Raw genomic sequence first — 18,416 nt, 5'->3', positions numbered from 1 at the left:
TTTAACTTAAACCTAAATTTGTTTAGTTATTGGTTATGGTTAAAGTGACCAAGCTTTTCCACCGGTCAGCTCTTTAACATCACCACAAGCTACATATTCGCCTGGTATGGGTAGATAGGCAAGAACTTCTTCACCTACATATTCAGAACTTTTATAAGCCCAAATCGACATTTCCCTTACATTCCCAGCAAAAGTATAGCAGGCAATTTCATCATCTAGTTCTGCTTCTCCTCCTGACATCATAGCCTCCATATATTGACCTAGGGCTTCTTCTTGTGCCTTCTCTTCTTCCTCTGTTCTCTTGGTTAAATATTTTGAGAGCATTGGGTCCAAATCTGCAGCATCAATGTCCATTAAATCTTCCTTTCCGCTTTCGGTCATTACTTTGCCCATAAATTTTTCCATAAGCAGCTTAGTGAAACCTTTCTGCTCTTCTGGAAGTACTTCGTTGACAAATTTATCAATGAAGACGTGTACGTTCACTTCAGTAGCAGAAGGGGTATCCGTTTTCGGAAGAATAACATCAACCATCTGGGCAAGGGCATATCCTTTATCCTTTTCAAAAAAAGATGGCGCCCATTCCGCATAGAATGGTTTTTCTTTACACGATTGTAAAACGCTCAATAAGGTTGGAGTGGCCGCGGCATAACCGAATACCATTCCCATATTTTTAAGTGCTGATCTTCTTTTCATTAGATATTTCCTTTTTTAAGTTCACTTGCAGCATGGTTGGCTGCCCTTGCCGTAAAGGCCATATAAGTCAATGACGGGTTTACACAAGCGGCAGAAGTCATAAAGGCACCGTCCGTCACGTAAACATTTTTACAGGCATGTACCTGATTGTATCCATTTAATACAGAGGTTTTCGGGTTACGACCCATTCTGGCTGTTCCCATTTCGTGAATACCAAGGCCCAATGCACCCGGCCTGTCATATTCCTCAACATCTCTTAAACCAGCCTTGGTAAGCATTTCGGCAGCTTGCTCTTTCATATCCTTTCGCATGGCCCATTCGTTTTCTCCAAATTCGGCATCAAATGTAACAGTTGGTAATCCCCACTGATCTAGTTTGTCATAATCCAAGGTCATTCGATTGTCCTCGTTCGGAAGAACTTCGCCAAATCCACCCATTCCGAATGTCCAACCACCGGGTTTTAAAATGGCGTCCTTCAATGCCGCGCCATGGGAGACTTCTGAAATCACCTCTTCCCAGTTACCTCTGCTTGCGCCGCCTTGATAACCGTAGCCTCGTAAGAATTTGTCGGTATTTGAGTCACCTCCGATATTCCGGAACCTAGGTAAATAGATACCTCCCGGTTTTCTTCCTTTGTAATATTTGTCTTCAAATCCGTCGTATTTCCCACTGGCACCAACACCTAAGTGGTGATCCATGATATTTCTACCCAGTTGATCTGAATCATTTCCAAGTCCATTTTCAAAACGATCTGACTTTGATTGCATCAAAATTGCTGTAGATGCAATTGCAGATGCACATAGGAAAATGACTTTAGCTTTGAATTCAAATTCTTCTTTTGTTTCACGATCTATCACTTTTACTCCTGTCGCCTTTTTGGTGTTGGGATCGTATATGATTTCGTGAACAATGGAATCAGGTCGCAAGGTCATATTTCCTGTAGCTTCTGCAGCGGGTAAAGTTGAAGAAAGACTACTGAAATAGGCGCCGAAAGGACACCCACGAATACATCTGTTTCTGAATTGGCAACGAACCCTTCCATCTCCCTCGTAACGCTTGTCACTATTTATATGGGCAATTCGGCCTGCAGTCATCACGCGTCCGTCAAAGTGTTCTGCAACTTGCTCGCGCACATGCTGTTCCATGCAATTAAGTTCCATCATGGGTTCGAAAATGCTATCTGGTAATTGAGGAAGTCCAAGTGCCTCACCTGAGATTCCGACATAGCGCTCTACGTGCTCGTACCAAGGAGCAATGTCTTTATAACGTACTGGCCAATCTACACCGTGACCGTCTTTTTTATTTGCTTCGAAGTCAAGGTCACTCCATCGATAACTATGACGCCCCCACATAATGGAACGGCCCCCAACGTGATAACCACGCATCCAATCAAAGCGCTTGGTTTCATTGTATGGATGGTCTAAATCATTAACGAACCAATGTTTTGAGTCTCCTCTAGTAGTATAACCGGTTCTATTTTGCTTTTCTTGTTTCTTTATGTCTTCTTGTGTGGGTTGCCGTGCATTCGGAAAATCCCAAGTATCCATATTAGCTGTGATATAGTCGTCGCGATGTTTCACCATTCGCCCTCTTTCCAGCACCAAGGTCTTTAAACCTTTTTCACAAAGTTCCTTTGCAGCCCAACCTCCGCTGATACCAGTACCAACTACGATGGCATCGTAGGATTCCTGCTCTTCGTTGTAATAGAATTTACCCATTAATTCGTAATTGTTTAGTCTTTAAAAGTATCAATAATTAAATTAATTTTCTACATTTATCCCTTATGATTATTGAGGATTTGCTACTCTAACGATTTCGAAATAAGAAATATTTTTATACACCTAATACAATCTCAATGAAAACAAGCCAATTGTTAAGTACAACCCTATCGGTTGTTTTTTTTATGTCTGTTTTTAGTTGCAAACAAGCCAAAAAAGAAACTTCTGAGGAGGAAATGGAAACTACCGAAATGACTGAAGAAGTCGCGGATCCTTTTTTTAAATTATCCTTGGCCCAATGGTCAATGCATCGAATGATTAGAGAAGATGGCCAAGACCCTTATGAATTTGCTGCAAAAGCAAAAGCCTGGGGCTTTGAAGGATTGGAATATGTAAGTCAGTTGTATCGAGATGAACTGGAAGCAGCCGACTATTCTGAAGAAGCAATGAAAAAATTTGTTGACAAGTGTAATGCTGAAGCTGCAAAACATGGAATGCAAAACCTAATTATCATGATTGATGGACAAGGTGATTTGGCAACAGCTGATGCTGCTGCCCGAAAAGAAGCTGTTGAAAATCATTACAAATGGGTTGATGCCGCTGCTGCAATGGGCTGTCATTCAATTCGTGTGAACCTTAGTGGTACTCAAGAACCAGAAGCTTGGGTTGAGGCTTCGGTAGACGGCTTAACTCAACTTTCTACCTACGCTAAGGATAAAAACGTAAATATAATCGTTGAGAACCATGGGGGCTTATCCTCTAAAGGAGAGTTGCTGGCTGCCGTAATGACTAAAGTAAATATGGACAATTGCGGCACTTTACCTGATTTCGGTAATTTTTGTATCGAATGGGGAGAATGGCCTGAATGCAATGAATGGTATGATAGATATAAAGGGATGTCTGAACTTATGCCATTTGCCAAGGCGGTTAGCGCAAAATCCCATGATTTTGATGAAAATGGCGAAGAAAAGCATTCAGATTACACAAAAATGCTGCAGATTGTAAAAGATGCCGGTTATAGTGGCTATATCGGTGTTGAATTCGAAGGAAGTGAATTATCCGAAGAAGAAGGAATAATCGCAACGCGTGATTTGCTTGTAAATACGGCAAAAACCCTATAGTCACTTCGAACTAAATGCAAGTAAAGACCAGGGTCCAACTATCCTTGATGATGTTCCTCGAATTTTTCATTTGGGGTGCATGGTTTGTTACCATGGGTACACATTTGGGGACAAACCTCAATTCTACAGGTGGTGAAGTTGGAACAGCATATATGACCCAGGCATGGGGTGCAATAGTAGCGCCCTTTGTTATTGGCTTAATAGCCGACAGGTATTTTGCAGCTCAAAAGCTATTGGGAGTACTACATCTTTTAGGTGCTGGCTTATTATATCTTTTGGGAAATGCTGCGGATTTTACAACTTTTTACCCCTACGTTTTGGCCTACATGTTGATTTACATGCCAACTTTGGCTTTGGTAAATTCTGTTGCGTTTAATCAAATGAAAGACCCTTCCAAACAATTTGCTTCCATTCGATTCTGGGGCACAGTTGGATGGATTTTACAGGGTGTATTGATAGGTTACGTATTGCTTTGGGAATCGAAAGACATGCTAAAGATGACCTTTACCCTTGCCGCTGTTGCTTCGGCTTTTTTGGGATTGTATAGTTTTACCCTGCCCAATACGCCACCACCTGCAAAAGGACAGAAAGCTAATTTCAGGGAGATTGTAGGTGCTGATGCCTTAGGTATTTTGAAGGATAGAAACTATTTGGTCTTTTTTATCTCATCAGTATTGATTTGTATTCCGCTGGCATTTTATTACAGTTTTGCGAATCCTTTTTTGAATGAAGTCGGTATGGAAAACGCTGCAGGAAATATGAGTTTCGGTCAGATTTCGGAAGCTGTTTTTCTTTTATTATTACCTATATTTTTAAAACGATTCGGCTTAAAAACTACTATTTTAATAGGAATGCTAGCATGGGTCGTTCGTTACTCACTTTTTGCCTTTGGAGATGCTGGGTCTAATATCTGGATGTTGTTTCTAGGAATTATACTGCACGGTATATGCTATGACTTCTTTTTTGTTTCTGGCCAGATTTTTACAGATTACAAGGCAGGAGAAAAAATTAGGAGTGCCGCCCAAGGGTTAATAACCTTGGCAACCTATGGTGTGGGAATGCTCATAGGATTCAAAATAGCAGGAGTCATTGTTGACAATTATACCTTGGCAGATGGGCTCCATACTTGGAAGGATATTTGGATAGTTCCTTCGGGAATCGCAGGACTGGTTTTGATATTTTTCCTGCTTGCTTTTAAAAACGAGAAAATTGTAATCGATAATTAACCAACTAACTTGAAATAAATAATAATCATGGATAATATTAATAAGAACAAACTCTTCTGGGCGGCATGTATTTCGCTTGTAGTTACTTCAATGACTTTTGCGATAAGGGCAGGTATTTTGACTCAACTCGGAGTTGATTTCGGAATTAACAATGAACAATTGGGCTATATTAATAGTATGGCCTTTTTAGGGTTTCCGGTAGCGATGATAATTGGGGGCTTATTGTATAATACTTTGGGAGCCAAGAAAATTTTAATAATCGCTTTTGTTTGCCATATGCTAGGTTTGATTCTGACAATTGCAGCGGGCGGATTTTGGACATTAATTATTTCGACGTTTTTTATTGGATTTGCCAACGGTTCAGTTGAGGCTGCATGTAATCCAATGATTGCTGATATGTATTCTGATAATAGAACCGCAATGTTGAATAAATTTCATGTTTGGTTCCCGGGTGGTCTCGTAATTGGTTCATTGGTGTCAAAGTTTATGACCGATGCAGGTATGGGATGGCAAATGCAAATTGCAACAATGTTTATTCCAACGCTTATTTATGGGTTCTTGGCCTTCACCCAGAAATTCCCAGAGAGCGAGAATATTGAGTCCGATACTTCTAAAAACATCAAGGCATTGGCCAATCCGTTATTTTGGTTTATGATGGTTTGTATGACGTTAACAGCAACCTCAGAGTTTATTCCTCAGCAATGGGTCGAAACCATATTGGGTAGCTCAGGTGCAAGTCCAATGTTGGTGTTGGCTTTGGTTACAGGAATTATGGCCTTGGGAAGATTCTTTGCAGGACCTATAGTTCATCGACTAAATCCGATTGGAGTTCTTTTCATGTCTGCAATAATTACGGCCTCTGCCATTTATTTTATGAGTGTTGCAGAAGGTGGGATGATTTATGTGGCAGCAGCATTGTTCGCTCTTGGAGTTTGCTATTTCTGGCCAACAATGATTGGATTTGCTTCAGAATATACCTCAAAAACAGGAGCATTGGGAATGTCATTGATGGGAGGAGCAGGAATGTTCGCAACCTCAATTTGGAATCCAATCATTGGTTCAAGATTGGATACCGAAAAAGCCAATGCCGTGGCGTCTGGTCTCCAGGGGGCGGTTGCCGATGTAGCTGCTGGTAAAGCTGTTTTGGGCTTTATGGTCTATTTTCCTTTGACCTTGGTAGTTCTGTTCGGTATTTTATTTGTAATGCGGAAAAAGATAGAAGAGCGCAGAATTGTGCAAGCACATTAACTATCAAATAGAAATTTAATTCATAGACGATACAACAATGCCAAAAAAAATTAGACTTGGAATATTAGGTGGAGGAGGAGATTCCCTTATAGGGATTTTACACCGAGTTGCTTCACAGATAAATGATAACTATGAGATTGTTGGGGCGGTATTTAATCCTGACCATAATGCAAGCATTGAATTTGCAAAGCAAATCGATGTTCCTACCAATCGAATTTATAAAGACTTCGACACCTTAATTGAAGAAGAATTAAAACTGCCGGAAGAAGAACGTATTCAGGTTTGCTCGGTTCAGACGCCAAACTTTTTACATTATCCTATGGCCAAAAAATTATTGGATAATGGTTTTCATGTGATTTGTGAAAAACCAATGACCATGACCTATGAAGAAGCCAAATCCCTGCAGGAGTCCCATACCAAATCAGGAAAGGTTTTTGCTTTGACCCATACGTACACGGGTTATCCTATGGTGCGCCAAATGCGTGAAATGATTAAGGCAGGTGCACTGGGTAAAATCCATAAGGTTGATGCAAGATATTATCAAGGCTGGATTAATCCTATAATTCATGACAAGGAGCAACGTTCTTCAGTATGGCGTTTAGATCCAACAAAAGCGGGTATTAGTTCCTGTATGGGTGATATCGGTGTACATGCCTTCAACTTGGTTGAATACACTACAGGCCTTGACGTCAAATCAATACTTTGCGATTTCAATTACCTCTATGAAGACAATCAAATGGATGTTGACGGCACGGTTTTGATTCGTATGGGAGAACATGTTAAAGGCGTCATTCGTGCAAGCCAAGTTGCCACAGAAGAAGAAAACGGATTAGCTATCCGAATTTATGGTCAAAAAGGAGGTTTTGTTTGGGAACAAGAAAAACCAAATTTCCTCTATTATTTCGAGGAAGGAAAGCCTTTACAGGTCTATAAACCTGGTCACCAGTACAATTCAGAATTTTCACTGGAAGGCACAAAGTTGCCACCAGGGCATCCTGAAGGTATATTCGATAGTATGGCCAATATTTATTTGGGTGCAGCAAGAGCTATTCGTGGAGAAGCTCAAAACGATGGGGCTTTCCCAACTATGCGCGATGGTGTTCGGGGAATGAACTTTATCGAAGCGACGGTTGAAAGCCATAAAAGCGGTAATGTATGGGTTGAACTGGATTAATAAACTAAACTATAGAAATAAAAAAGGCGGTCAATTGACCGCCTTTTTTATTCAAATATTTTTTCAAATCGCTCGAAAACAACGATCATACTTTCCCTCGGTAACCGATTAAAAGGTTCCAGCTCACGGGTATAATAATCCCAATGAACTTTTTTCCAATACTCCAAGCTTTTATCACCTTCTCCTTCCATTCGAGCGTGTTCGGCGTGAATGGCAAAAAAGGGAACCAATTTCACAGAAGTGGTTTTAACGATACATTTCGCTTTACCTGCCCAATCTGTAACAATAAATAAATCATCAAGCTTAGGTAAGGTCTCCTCGCGGTACTGTAGTCCCAATAGCGAGTGGGACGTGGCTTTTTTCAGGCCCTTTTGAACAAGTTCAGCCAGAATGTTGGCATCTTTTTCGTTATCACCAAAATATCCTGATTTTGGTCTTAATTGGTTGGAGTATTCGTTAGCGGTTTCTACAAATCGCTCCCAGATTTTTTCCACCGAATTGTTTTTCATCAATTTATCCTTTATTGAATTGTTGGGTTCGGGGGTATTTAGTAATTTTCAAGTTCGGGCATTCAATGTCCTAATTCCTAACAATAACGTTAAAAATCCAAAAATAACATACAACCACCTATGAAAACAATAAAAGGCCCTGCTGTTTTTCTTGCCCAATTTGTTGATGATAAACCACCCTTCAATTCGTTGGATGGCATGTGTAAATGGGCTTCAGAGTTGGGCTACAAGGGAATTCAAATACCAACTTGGGAAAGTTTCTTGATTGATTTGGATAAAGCTGCAGCAAGTCAGGATTACTGCGATGAGCTAAAGGGTAAAATCAATTCTTATGGGTTGGAGATTACGGAACTTTCTACGCACCTACAAGGACAATTGGTAGCTGTGCATCCTGCCTATGATATAATGTTTGACAATTTTGCACCTACTGAATTGCATGGCAAACCAAAAGAACGAACGAAGTGGGCAATTGAAACAGTGAAAAAGGCGGCCACCGCAAGTCGAAGATTGGGAATATCATCACATGCAACATTTTCGGGATCGCTTCTGTGGCATACAGCACACCCTTGGCCTCAACGACCAGCTGGTTTGGTTGAAATGGGTTTCAAGGAATTGGCCGACAGATGGATTCCAATACTAAACCATTTTGAAGAAGAAGGAGTTGATTGTTGCTATGAGGTGCATCCAGGTGAAGATATTCATGATGGTGATACTTTTGAACGATTTTTAGAGGCTACGGGCAATCACAAACGTTGTAATATTTTGTACGATCCAAGCCATTTTGTCTTGCAACAATTGGACTACATTGAATACATAGACCATTATCATGAATTTATAAAAGCCTTTCACGTTAAGGATTCTGAATTTAATCCCACAGGTAAAAAAGGAGCCTTTGGCGGTTATAACGATTGGGGAGATAGGGCAGGTAGGTATCGTTCACCTGGAGATGGTCAAGTGGATTTCAAAACCATATTTTCAAAATTGACCCAATACGGATGTGATGTATGGGCAGTAATGGAATGGGAATGTTGTATAAAAAGCCCTGAACAAGGAGCAAGGGAAGGCGCCAAATTCATTCAAGACCACATAATTGAAGCCACTGAGAAAACCTTTGATGATTTTGCCGGTTCAGAAACGGATGAAGATAAACTGAAAAAAATATTAGGATTATGAGAAGTATACTTTTGATTTTAGTAGGATTCAGCTTGTTGGCATGCAAGCAAAAGAAAGCGGAGCCTGAAAACGCTACTCAGGCAGAAGAAGAAATGGTGCAAGTTGAACCGCAATGGCAAGTACTTTTTGATGGAACCTCTTTTGATGGTTGGAGTTACTATCGTGGAGGTGAAATAAGCGAACCCTGGAAGCTTGAAGATGGTACAATGGTATTCTATCCACCAGAGAACAGGCCTAATGGTGAAAGCTACAATATTGTCACTGACAATACCTATGAAAATTTTGTTTTGTCGGTGGAATGGAAAATCTCTGAAAACGGAAATAGCGGTATTTTTTGGGGGGTCCATGAAGATGAAAAGTTTGGCCAACCTTATGAATCGGGACCTGAAATTCAAGTGTTGGATGATGAGGGACATCCTGACGCAAAGAATGGAACTACCCATCAGGCAGGTGCCTTATATGACATGATTTCACCTTCAGAAAAAGTAGTGAAGCCGGCGGGCGAATGGAATACTTGCGTATTAACTGTAAACCATATCACTAATGAGGGAAATGTAGTGCTCAATGGTACCGAAATTTGCAAGTTTCCGGTACATGGAGAACTATGGGATGAGATGGTTGCAGATTCAAAATTTGCCGATTGGGAAGGTTTTGGAAAGTTTCAATCAGGAAAAATTGGGTTACAGGATCATGGAGATATCGTCGCCTATAGAAATATAAAAATCAAAGAGCTATAATGAGAAAATATTTAGTCGCTCTGGTAGGGATTACATTGGTAACCTCCTGTAAGGGTCAATCAGAAAATCAAGTTGACGAGAAGGCCTCAGTAGCCGAGCCAGCCGTAATTGTTCATGAAGAGTATCAAGGTAAGGAACCTACAAAACCTGAGGAAACCGAATTGTACCGACCCGTACCTCCAAAGGTTTCCTTGAATGAAAAAGGTATTCCCAGTGATGCTATAGTGCTTTTTGACGGCACTAACCTTGATAACTGGATAAGTACCAGGGACAGTACTGCAGCCAAATGGAAACTTAATGATGATGGTAGTATGACCGTTGCAGATAGAACAGGTGATATTCAAACGAAACAAAACTTTGGGAGCGTTCAGTTACATATTGAATGGAGATCGCCTGCCGAAGTCCAGCGAGAAGGCCAAAATAGGGGCAACAGCGGTGTGTTTTTGAACAACCTTTACGAAGTTCAGGTGTTGGATAACAACGACAACCCTACTTATGTAAACGGTCAAGTTGCATCTATTTACAAGCAACATATTCCTTTGGCAATGGCATCGGTTCCTTCAGGAGATTGGAATTCTTATGATATCATTTATCATGCGCCCTATTTCAATAGTACGGGTGATAAGATTAAATCAGGTACTTTAACCGTAATTCACAATGGTGTTCTTGTCCAAGATCATGTTGAAATCAAAGGTACCACCCCCTACATCGGATGGCCGAAGAATCCAGCACATGGTAAGGGTCCACTCCGCTTACAAGACCATCAGGATAATAGTAGGGTAAGCTATCGAAATATTTGGGTGCGGGAACTGTAAAGACAAAAAGCAGCAAATTTTCAATTCTATACCTTTGCCAAAATCCCAATAGCACATGATTCACTCCATGACCGGATTTGGCAAGCATGTCATTCAATTGCCATCTAAAAAGATTACTGTAGAGCTAAAATCATTGAACAGTAAAAATTTAGATTTGAATGCCCGGCTTCCACAAATTTATAGACAACACGAACTTGGTTTTCGAAAACAGATTTCAGACGCATTGGTTCGTGGTAAGGTTGATTTTACCCTTTCCGTAGAGTTTACAGGCAAGGAATCTTCTGCTGAAATTAATAGTCAAGTGGTTTCAAAATATATGGAAGAATTGAAGCAAATTGCTGACGGAGATGATTTAAAACTATTGGAACTCGCTTTACGAATGCCTGATACCTTGAGTACGGATAAGGATGATGTTGATAAAGAGGAATTAGAGGCAATAAATAAAACACTGAATCAAGCCTTGGAGCGTATCGGAGAATTTAGAAAAGCTGAGGGGAAGGTTCTAGAAACGGATTTCAATAATCGCATAAAAACCTTAACCAATTTGTTGACTGAAGTTGAGGAATTGGACAAGACTCGAATAGCCTCAGTACGCGAACGACTGGAGAAAGCAGTTGCAGATTTAAAGGCTGAACTTGATAAAAACCGATTCGAACAAGAACTTATTTATTATTTGGAGAAATACGATATAACTGAAGAAAAAGTACGTTTGGCCAATCATCTAAATTACTTTACAACCACTTTAAACTCTCCAGATTCGAATGGTAAAAAATTAGGCTTTATCTGTCAAGAAATCGGTAGGGAAATCAATACTATTGGTTCCAAAGCCAACTTTGCTCCTTTGCAACAGCTTGTAGTTCAGATGAAGGATGAGCTAGAGAAGATAAAGGAACAAATGCTCAACGTATTATGATGGAAGGGGGTAAGTTGATTATATTTTCCGCACCTTCGGGCAGTGGAAAAACCACCATTGTTAGACACTTGTTGAAGCAACCTGAGCTGAATTTGGCGTTTTCAGTTTCCGCAACCTCAAGAGAACCACGTGGTGCAGAAAAAGATGGGCAGCATTACTACTTCATGACTACAGATGAGTTTAAGAAGCATATAAAGGACGAGGATTTTTTGGAGTGGGAAGAGGTGTATAGGGATTGCTTTTACGGGACTTTAAAGTCAGAGGTAGAACGTTTATGGTCCGAAGGTAAAAATGTAATTTTTGACATTGATGTTGTTGGTGGATTGCGGATTAAAAAGAAATTCCCCAAGGAGACCTTGGCAGTATTTGTAAAACCACCAAGTGTTGATGAATTAAAAATTCGTTTAAAGAAACGAAGCACAGAGAGTGAGGATAAAATAAATATGCGTGTGGCCAAAGCTTCGGTTGAGATGGCCACAGCACCTCAATTTGATACAATTATAAAAAATTACGATTTGGATACCGCGCTTAAAGAGGCGCATCAACTTGTAGCTGATTATGTTGGAGTTAACATAGTTGACGAAAAGAATAAAAAGTATAATAGATAACACCACCCCTCTAAAAAGAGGGGATTGAGGGGAGTGTAAAAAATGCTCATCAAATACAATCCTAAACTTAAAGAATATGCACGGCAACTAAGAAATAACGCCACAAAATCCGAGATTCAATTGTGGCAAAAGTTAAAGAGGGGTCAGATGCATGGTTACGATTTTCATCGACAAAAACCAATTGACGAATATATTGTTGATTTTTTCTGTAATAAGCTTTGTCTTGCTATTGAGCTTGATGGGTATTCTCACGAAATACATGAGGTTTGGCAAAAAGACGTGAAAAAAACAAAAAGATTTAATGAACTTGGTGTGAGCGTTCTGCGTTTTTCTGACCACCAAGTTTTTAAGGATATGGATAATGTGTTGTTGACCATAGAAGATTATATTATTCAGTTCGAGGAAAATGGCAATATACCTCCCTTAATCCCTCCTTCTTAGGAGGGAAAATAAAAAAGTTCAAACCTCCCTCTAATAAGAGGACGACATTGCTATTGTGATGAATGGGATTTGTAGTCTGGTGATATTGTATTTTTGGCTATCGAAGCAAAAAATTCAACCATTTGTAAGATAACCTTATTTCACCTCCCTAATCCTTCCATTTTAGGAGGGAATAAAAGAAAGAATGAAAAAAGTTGGTTTGTATTTCGGAACATTTAATCCAATCCACATTGGTCATTTGGTCATTGCAAATCACATGGCTGAATTTTCAGATTTAGATGAGGTTTGGTTTGTGATAACACCTAAAAGCCCATTTAAGACAAAACAAACCCTACTTGATAATCACCATCGTTACCAAATGGTTTATGAGGCCATTAAAGAATATCCAAAATTAAAGGCAAGTAAAATTGAATTTGACCTTCCACAACCGAATTACACTATAGATACGCTGGTTCATCTTGAAGAAAAGCATAAATCAGCTTTCACTTTTTCGCTGATTATGGGGGAGGACAATCTAAAGAGTTTCCATAAATGGAAAAACTACGAAGCTATTCTGGAAAACTATGCTATTTATGTTTATCCCAGAATTTCAAAAGGAGAGCTGATGAATAGATTCGCTGACCATCCAAAAATTAAATGGGTGGATGCACCCATCATGGAAATCTCATCGACATTCATTCGAAAATCCCACAAAGAAGGAAACAATATAAAACCAATGCTTCCTGATACGGTTTGGAAGTATCTGGATGAAATGAATTTTTATAGGTAAAAAAGCCGGTCAATTAAGACCGGCTTTTTCCTTTAGATTACTTACTATTTGGATTTTCTTCAATAAACTTCACATCCCTGGTATTTTTTTGAACCGCTACTGCAGCAAAAAGACTTAAGGCAAAAGACATCCCATAAAACCCTTTTTCACTTAACTCCATATCTGCATTCCAAAGACCAATTATCAATAAGAGAATGGAAGCAATGGTAGTAAACCAACTGATACCATAATAGGCATCCGTTACGGGTAGGCCTTCTTGTCTGTCCCGTACACTTTTTTGTACCGAGACTACAGAGAAAAGTCCAAAGAGCAAAAGGGTAAAGTAATAGCCCTTTTCATTAAGCCACATATTGGCATTCCAGAGACCAATACAATACGAAGTCATTCCAACAAACAGTGCCGACCAAGACGCTGAAATAAAAGCAGGCGTTGGTTTTAAATCAAACGCTTTGCTTTTTTCTTGCAATTCTTCTTTCTTTTTAAAAGACTGATTTTCCATACTAGAAAAATTTCGAATTAATATGGGGCAAATATCAAGCGGGCAGTTTAAGTGGGAAAGACAAAATATTTCTAATAATGATGATATAAAATAGATTTTATAATAATTAATATATTGTAAATCAATTTATTGTTGTCTTATATTATTACGATATATTATGAATGAAATCCAAGATATATTGAATGTTTTTACCCTAAAGGAGCGAAGGGATTTTGAATCCTTTTTAAAGAAAAGAAACAAAAGGGGCAGCATTAAAAATCTGGAATTACTGCAGCTTTTGGAGGGCGAAGGCAGAAAGAACTTGGATGTGAAATTGTATGGAAACCCTTCGAAGCCCGCCTTTAACGCTTTACAAAAACGGGTAAAGGATACCCTTATAGAGTTTGTGGCGAATAAAGCATTTGCAAGCGAATCTTCTGATGAAATGGAGATTTTGAAGTTGCTCCTTGCCAGTAGAACATTATTTGAGCAAGGCGCTGCCAAACCTGCTATTAAGGCTTTGGAGAAAGCAGAGAAAAAAGCAGATTATATTGATGGGCATTCCATTTTGAATGAAATTTTCCAGACTAAAATCCAGTATGCCTATCTGAATCCCAATTGGAATGTAGTTGCCCTTATTGAGGAGTTTGAAGCCAATCAAAAACTACATCAACGTGACATTCATTTGAATATGGCCTATGCCATTATCAAAAATGAAATGAATACCCTAAAACGTGAATCATTGACCGAAATGATTGCTCGAGTTTTTGGTGATTATTCACTTGAAATCAATAGTGACCTCACCTACAAATCGTTGTACCAGCTAATGGTACTTACGGCATCTTCTGCCAAGTTGCAGAATGACTTTCACTCAGTATCATCCTATATGGTCGATTTGTTTGAAACAATGCTAAGTAAAGGGCCGGTTCCGCAGAAATACCAGTATTACTATTTGAGTATGTTGTATCTGATGGCAATAACAGAGTTTAGAAATAAAAGGTTCTCTAATTCAAAGAACCTATTGCTACAATTTAATGGGGCCCTAAATGAAAGTAAGAAAAACTATTCAGAGGTGTTTGATGAACGGATAGCTGTCTTGACCGCACTAAACTACTTATATACCGGTTCAATAGCATTGGCGGAGCAAACCTTATTGAAAATAAAACCACCTTCACTGAATCGAGATTTGGCATTACTTATGTGCCTATTTCAACAGAAAAAATTTCAAATGGCCTATGAGCTTTTCAAAGGAATCAGTAAGTCGGACGATTGGTATGAACGTAAAATGGGTTGGACCTGGGTCTTGAAAAAGAACATAATCGAAATACTGTTGCTCATTGAATTAGATAAGTTGGATTTGGTACTAAATAGATTCGAAAAGTTCAATCGTAGGTTTGGTAAAAAACTTCGGGCAATTGAAGAAGATAGGGTTCTAAAATTTATGGGATTAGTAAAGGAATTCTATGAGAACCCAGATGCTTTTAAAACAGATGAATTTCAAAAGAAGGTCGAAGATTCCTTTGAATTTGTTGGGAGGGAACAAGAAGATTTATTTGTGATGAGCTTTTTTGCCTGGCTAAGGGCCAAAATTGAGCAACGCGACCTGTATGCTTTGACTTTAGATTTGGTGAAGCTCAAGAACTGAGCCGCAACGCATAAAATTAACCTTATAGCTTTTAGTACATTTAAGGGGAATAAACCATTCAGCCATGAGACTTCTTTTCACATTCGTCTGCTTATTATCAATCTCTTTTAGCAACGCCCAAATAGATTATGAAAAATACCAAGATTTAAGTTACCGAATGATTGGTCCGTTTCGGGCAGGGCGAACTGTTGGTGCTGTGGGGGTTCCTTCACAGCCCAATGTGTTTTTTGTAGGACATAACAACGGTGGTGTTTGGAAAACTGATGACTATGGCCGAACATGGAATCCAATCTTTGATGAAGCTCCAACGGGATCGGTAGGTGATTTGGCTGTTTCACCGAGCAATCCCAATATAATTTATGTAGGAACGGGCGAAGGATTACATAGACCAGACTTGGCCGTAGGAGACGGAATTTTTAAATCCACGGATGGTGGTGAAAATTGGGAACATATTGGCCTCGAAGATGTACAGCAAGTGAGTCGGGTGATTGTGCATCCGACCAATCCCGATATAGTTTTCGTGGCCGGATTGGGCCATCCCTATGGTGCAAATGAGATGCGGGGTGTATTTCGTTCCACTGATGGAGGGTCAAACTGGGAAAAAGTGCTCTATGTCAATCACAATACGGGTGCCGTTCAAGTTGAGTTTGACCCGAACAATCCGGATATTTTATTCGCTGATATGTGGGAACATCAAGAAGGTCCTTGGGAGAATGCAAAATTCTCAGGGCCCAATAGCAATCTCTACAAGTCGGTTGATGGGGGAAGTACCTGGCGTAAAATTATCGAAGGGTTGCCCACGGCAGAAGATGGGTTCGGTAGAATTGGTGTAGCCTTTGCTCCAAGTAATTCCAATCGTATGTATGCCACTGTAGATGCAAAAAATAATGGCGGTGTTTATAAAAGTGACGATGCTGGCGAAAGTTGGACTTTGGTCAGTACCGACTATCGCTTGTGGGGTCGAGGGAGTGATTTTGCCGAAATCAAAGTACATCCCAACAACGAAAACCAACTCTTTGTGGGCAACATTGCTGCTTATCGTTCTGATGATGCAGGCAAAAGCTGGACATCCATAAAGGGTGCACCGGGCGGTGATGATTACCATCGTATCTGGATCAATCCCTTACAACCTGAAATTATGCTTTTTGCAGCAGATCAAGGCGCTGTCATAACCGTGAATGGGGGTAAAACATGGAGTTCGTGGTACAACCAACCTACAGCCCAATTGTACCATGTTAGTACGGACAACCAATGGCCCTATTGGGTCTATGGTGGCCAGCAAGAAAGTGGAGCCATTGGTGTGGCGAGCCGCGGTAACGGTGGTCAAATAACATTTCGGGAATTTATGGGTGTGGGGGCCGATGAGTATGCCTATGTTGCGGTAGACCCTAAAGACCACAATATTGTTTATGGTGGGCGTGTGCTCCGTTTTGATAAGCGAACAGGGCAAACCCAATTTGTCGGCCCTGAGGTATTGCGTTCTGGGGAAACGCGCTTTTTACGAACTATGCCACTCCTATTTCATCCCAAAGATGATGATATGTTGCTCTTTGGTACCAACGTGGTTTGGAAGACTTTGGATGGTGGCCAAAATTGGGAGAAAATCAGTCCAGATTTGACCAGAAAACAGCCTGAAGTTCCGTCAAGTGTTGGAGATTTTATAACTGAAGAGTTAAAAACCATGCCGCAACGGGCGATTGTCTATGCTTTGGGCCCGTCTCATCTAAACAAGGATGTTATCTGGGCAGGAACCGACGATGGCTTGGTACATGTGACTCGTGATGGCGGAAATACCTGGAAGAATGTTACGCCATCCGACTTAAGTTCCTGGGACAAGATCTCACAAATCGATGCTGGTCATTTTAATGAAGGGACTGCCTTTATTGCCGTAAACGCAATTCGAAAAGACAATATGACCCCCTTGGTCTACAAAACCCATGATTTTGGGCAAACCTGGCAATTGATAAACAACGGCATGAACCCTAACGGTCCCGTAAATACGGTTCGAGAGGACCATCTCGCCCCAGGGTTACTTTTTGCGGGTACGGAACGCGAAGTCTATTTTTCATCTGATGATGGTGAGAATTGGCAATCATTGCGAATGAATATGCCTGCTTCTTCCATTCGTGATTTGGTAATCAAAGACAATGATTTGGTCATTGGCACCCATGGGCGTTCCATTTGGATTTTGGATGATTTCAGTCCTTTGCGGGAATTGGCAAAATTGGGCAATACGCCCCATCTTTTTGAGCCGTCATTGGCTACTCGTGTCCGACATAATATGTTTGGGGATACACCTTTGCCCCCCGAGGAGCCGACGGGTCAAAATCCACCGGATGGCGCTATGATTAATTATTACCTTCCTATAGATGCCAAAGAAGTATCGCTGAAAATTTTGGATAACAACGGCCATTTGGTCAATGAATTCAAAAGTAATGAGGTACTTAAGTTGCCGGATAGTACGAGTCTGCCACATCCAACTTATTGGATTCGCCCTTTGAATGAACTATCGACCAAAAAAGGGCATCAACGTTTTGTATGGAACTTAAGATACCCCAACCCACCCGAAGCAAAACAGGGCTATGCCATTGCAGCGGTGCAGTATGATACGCCTTTAAGCCCAAAAGGGCCTTTTGTAGCTCCAGGAAAGTATTCCCTAAAATTGAATGTGGACGGTCAAGTTTTGGAGCAGGAGTTAAGGGTACGTCTGGATCCCCGCGTTACAAGTTCAGCTGCCGATATACAATTACAGACCGACCTTTCAATGCAGGTATATAATGCCTATGAAGAGTTATATGCCATGCGAATGGCCGCCAGAGAACTTCTTAACACTGAAAAGAGTAGGAAAAGGCGGGAAGCAATCGCCAAGAAATTTATAGGCAATCGCGACCCAAATGATGGTGATCAACTCTATGGCAGTATATCAGCGTTACCGTTTAAGGATGAAACCCTGGTCGGCCTACAAGAAAAACTATTACATGTCTTAGTGGTTTTACAGGCCAGTGATTCAAGACCCACTCAAGCTACAGTCGATGCTGTTGAGAAATTGCTAGAAACAAAAGATCAATTTTTAAATGAGTGGGAAACTATAAATTAGACCATTGTTCGCTTTTGGATTTTCTATTGAAAATTCAAACTTTAAATTATT

17 protein-coding genes are annotated in these 18,416 nt (G+C 40.3%); 13 read left to right on the top strand and 4 right to left on the bottom strand.

The window, feature by feature from the left end; translation table 11 throughout:
• Positions 1 to 39: 39 nt before the first annotated feature.
• Positions 40 to 693: a gluconate 2-dehydrogenase subunit 3 family protein gene (locus tag HCU67_RS03620; RefSeq protein WP_168551217.1), complete on the bottom strand. Its 654-nt coding sequence runs from the start codon at positions 691 to 693 to the stop codon at positions 40 to 42.
• Positions 693 to 2,411 carry a GMC oxidoreductase gene (locus HCU67_RS03615; RefSeq protein ID WP_168551216.1) on the bottom strand — a complete coding sequence of 573 codons (1,719 nt, stop codon included), beginning with the start codon at positions 2,409 to 2,411 and terminating at the stop codon, positions 693 to 695. The genes HCU67_RS03620 and HCU67_RS03615 overlap by 1 nt, the downstream gene beginning before the upstream one ends.
• Before the next feature lie 137 nt (positions 2,412 to 2,548).
• On the opposite strand from HCU67_RS03615, the gene HCU67_RS03610 reads away from it, so the two are divergent.
• From HCU67_RS03610 to HCU67_RS03595, 4 genes are read left to right on the top strand one after another with little or no spacing between them, the layout of a single operon-like run.
• Positions 2,549 to 3,532 carry a sugar phosphate isomerase/epimerase family protein gene (locus HCU67_RS03610; protein ID WP_168551215.1) on the top strand — a complete coding sequence of 328 codons (984 nt, stop codon included), beginning with the start codon at positions 2,549 to 2,551 and terminating at the stop codon, positions 3,530 to 3,532.
• A gap of 14 nt (positions 3,533 to 3,546) precedes the next feature.
• Positions 3,547 to 4,758, top strand: a complete 1,212-nt coding sequence (locus HCU67_RS03605) for a nucleoside permease (protein ID WP_168551214.1) — start codon at positions 3,547 to 3,549, stop codon at positions 4,756 to 4,758.
• Positions 4,759 to 4,785: 27 nt separating this feature from the next.
• Positions 4,786 to 6,006: an MFS transporter gene (locus tag HCU67_RS03600; protein ID WP_168551213.1), complete on the top strand. Its 1,221-nt coding sequence runs from the start codon at positions 4,786 to 4,788 to the stop codon at positions 6,004 to 6,006.
• Between the two features lie 37 nt (positions 6,007 to 6,043).
• Positions 6,044 to 7,180 carry a Gfo/Idh/MocA family protein gene (locus HCU67_RS03595; RefSeq protein WP_168551212.1) on the top strand — a complete coding sequence of 379 codons (1,137 nt, stop codon included), beginning with the start codon at positions 6,044 to 6,046 and terminating at the stop codon, positions 7,178 to 7,180.
• 47 nt (positions 7,181 to 7,227) lie between these two features.
• On the opposite strand, the gene HCU67_RS03590 is transcribed toward HCU67_RS03595, so the two are convergent.
• The gene (locus tag HCU67_RS03590; protein WP_168551211.1) at positions 7,228 to 7,689 is read right to left on the bottom strand and encodes an ASCH domain-containing protein; all 462 of its coding nucleotides are present in this window, start codon (positions 7,687 to 7,689) and stop codon (positions 7,228 to 7,230) included.
• A gap of 120 nt (positions 7,690 to 7,809) precedes the next feature.
• Between HCU67_RS03590 and HCU67_RS03585 the strand changes: the two genes are divergently transcribed.
• From HCU67_RS03585 to nadD, 7 genes are all read left to right on the top strand, one after another.
• Positions 7,810 to 8,862: a sugar phosphate isomerase/epimerase family protein gene (locus HCU67_RS03585; protein WP_168551210.1), complete on the top strand. Its 1,053-nt coding sequence runs from the start codon at positions 7,810 to 7,812 to the stop codon at positions 8,860 to 8,862.
• Positions 8,859 to 9,599, top strand: coding sequence for a 3-keto-disaccharide hydrolase (locus HCU67_RS03580; RefSeq protein WP_168551209.1), 741 nt, complete (start codon positions 8,859 to 8,861; stop codon positions 9,597 to 9,599). Before HCU67_RS03585 ends, HCU67_RS03580 begins: the two co-directional genes overlap by 4 nt.
• Positions 9,599 to 10,414: a 3-keto-disaccharide hydrolase gene (locus HCU67_RS03575; protein WP_168551208.1), complete on the top strand. Its 816-nt coding sequence runs from the start codon at positions 9,599 to 9,601 to the stop codon at positions 10,412 to 10,414. Before HCU67_RS03580 ends, HCU67_RS03575 begins: the two co-directional genes overlap by 1 nt.
• Before the next feature lie 55 nt (positions 10,415 to 10,469).
• Positions 10,470 to 11,327: a YicC/YloC family endoribonuclease gene (locus tag HCU67_RS03570; RefSeq protein ID WP_168551207.1), complete on the top strand. Its 858-nt coding sequence runs from the start codon at positions 10,470 to 10,472 to the stop codon at positions 11,325 to 11,327.
• The gene (gene gmk, locus HCU67_RS03565; protein WP_168552043.1) at positions 11,327 to 11,935 is read left to right on the top strand and encodes a guanylate kinase; all 609 of its coding nucleotides are present in this window, start codon (positions 11,327 to 11,329) and stop codon (positions 11,933 to 11,935) included. Before HCU67_RS03570 ends, gmk begins: the two co-directional genes overlap by 1 nt.
• A gap of 42 nt (positions 11,936 to 11,977) precedes the next feature.
• Entirely contained in the window at positions 11,978 to 12,376 is a 399-nt protein-coding gene (locus HCU67_RS03560) for an endonuclease domain-containing protein (RefSeq protein ID WP_168551206.1), read from the top strand.
• Between the two features lie 184 nt (positions 12,377 to 12,560).
• Entirely contained in the window at positions 12,561 to 13,145 is a 585-nt protein-coding gene (nadD, locus tag HCU67_RS03555; RefSeq protein ID WP_168551205.1) for a nicotinate (nicotinamide) nucleotide adenylyltransferase, read from the top strand.
• A gap of 37 nt (positions 13,146 to 13,182) precedes the next feature.
• On the opposite strand, the gene yiaA is transcribed toward nadD, so the two are convergent.
• Complete coding sequence (gene yiaA / locus HCU67_RS03550) at positions 13,183 to 13,644, bottom strand: inner membrane protein YiaA (RefSeq protein ID WP_168551204.1); 462 nt, start codon at positions 13,642 to 13,644, stop codon at positions 13,183 to 13,185.
• Between the two features lie 157 nt (positions 13,645 to 13,801).
• On the opposite strand from yiaA, the gene HCU67_RS03545 reads away from it, so the two are divergent.
• Positions 13,802 to 15,268, top strand: coding sequence for a hypothetical protein (locus HCU67_RS03545; RefSeq protein WP_168551203.1), 1,467 nt, complete (start codon positions 13,802 to 13,804; stop codon positions 15,266 to 15,268).
• A 64-nt stretch (positions 15,269 to 15,332) separates the two neighbouring features.
• Entirely contained in the window at positions 15,333 to 18,365 is a 3,033-nt protein-coding gene (locus HCU67_RS03540) for a VPS10 domain-containing protein (RefSeq protein ID WP_246865695.1), read from the top strand.
• Positions 18,366 to 18,416 lie beyond the last annotated feature (51 nt).

The sequence above is a fragment of the Croceivirga thetidis genome, from assembly GCF_012272815.1.
Lineage (GTDB): Bacteria > Bacteroidota > Bacteroidia > Flavobacteriales > Flavobacteriaceae > Croceivirga > Croceivirga thetidis.
This window is presented reverse-complemented; position numbering and strand designations above follow the sequence as displayed.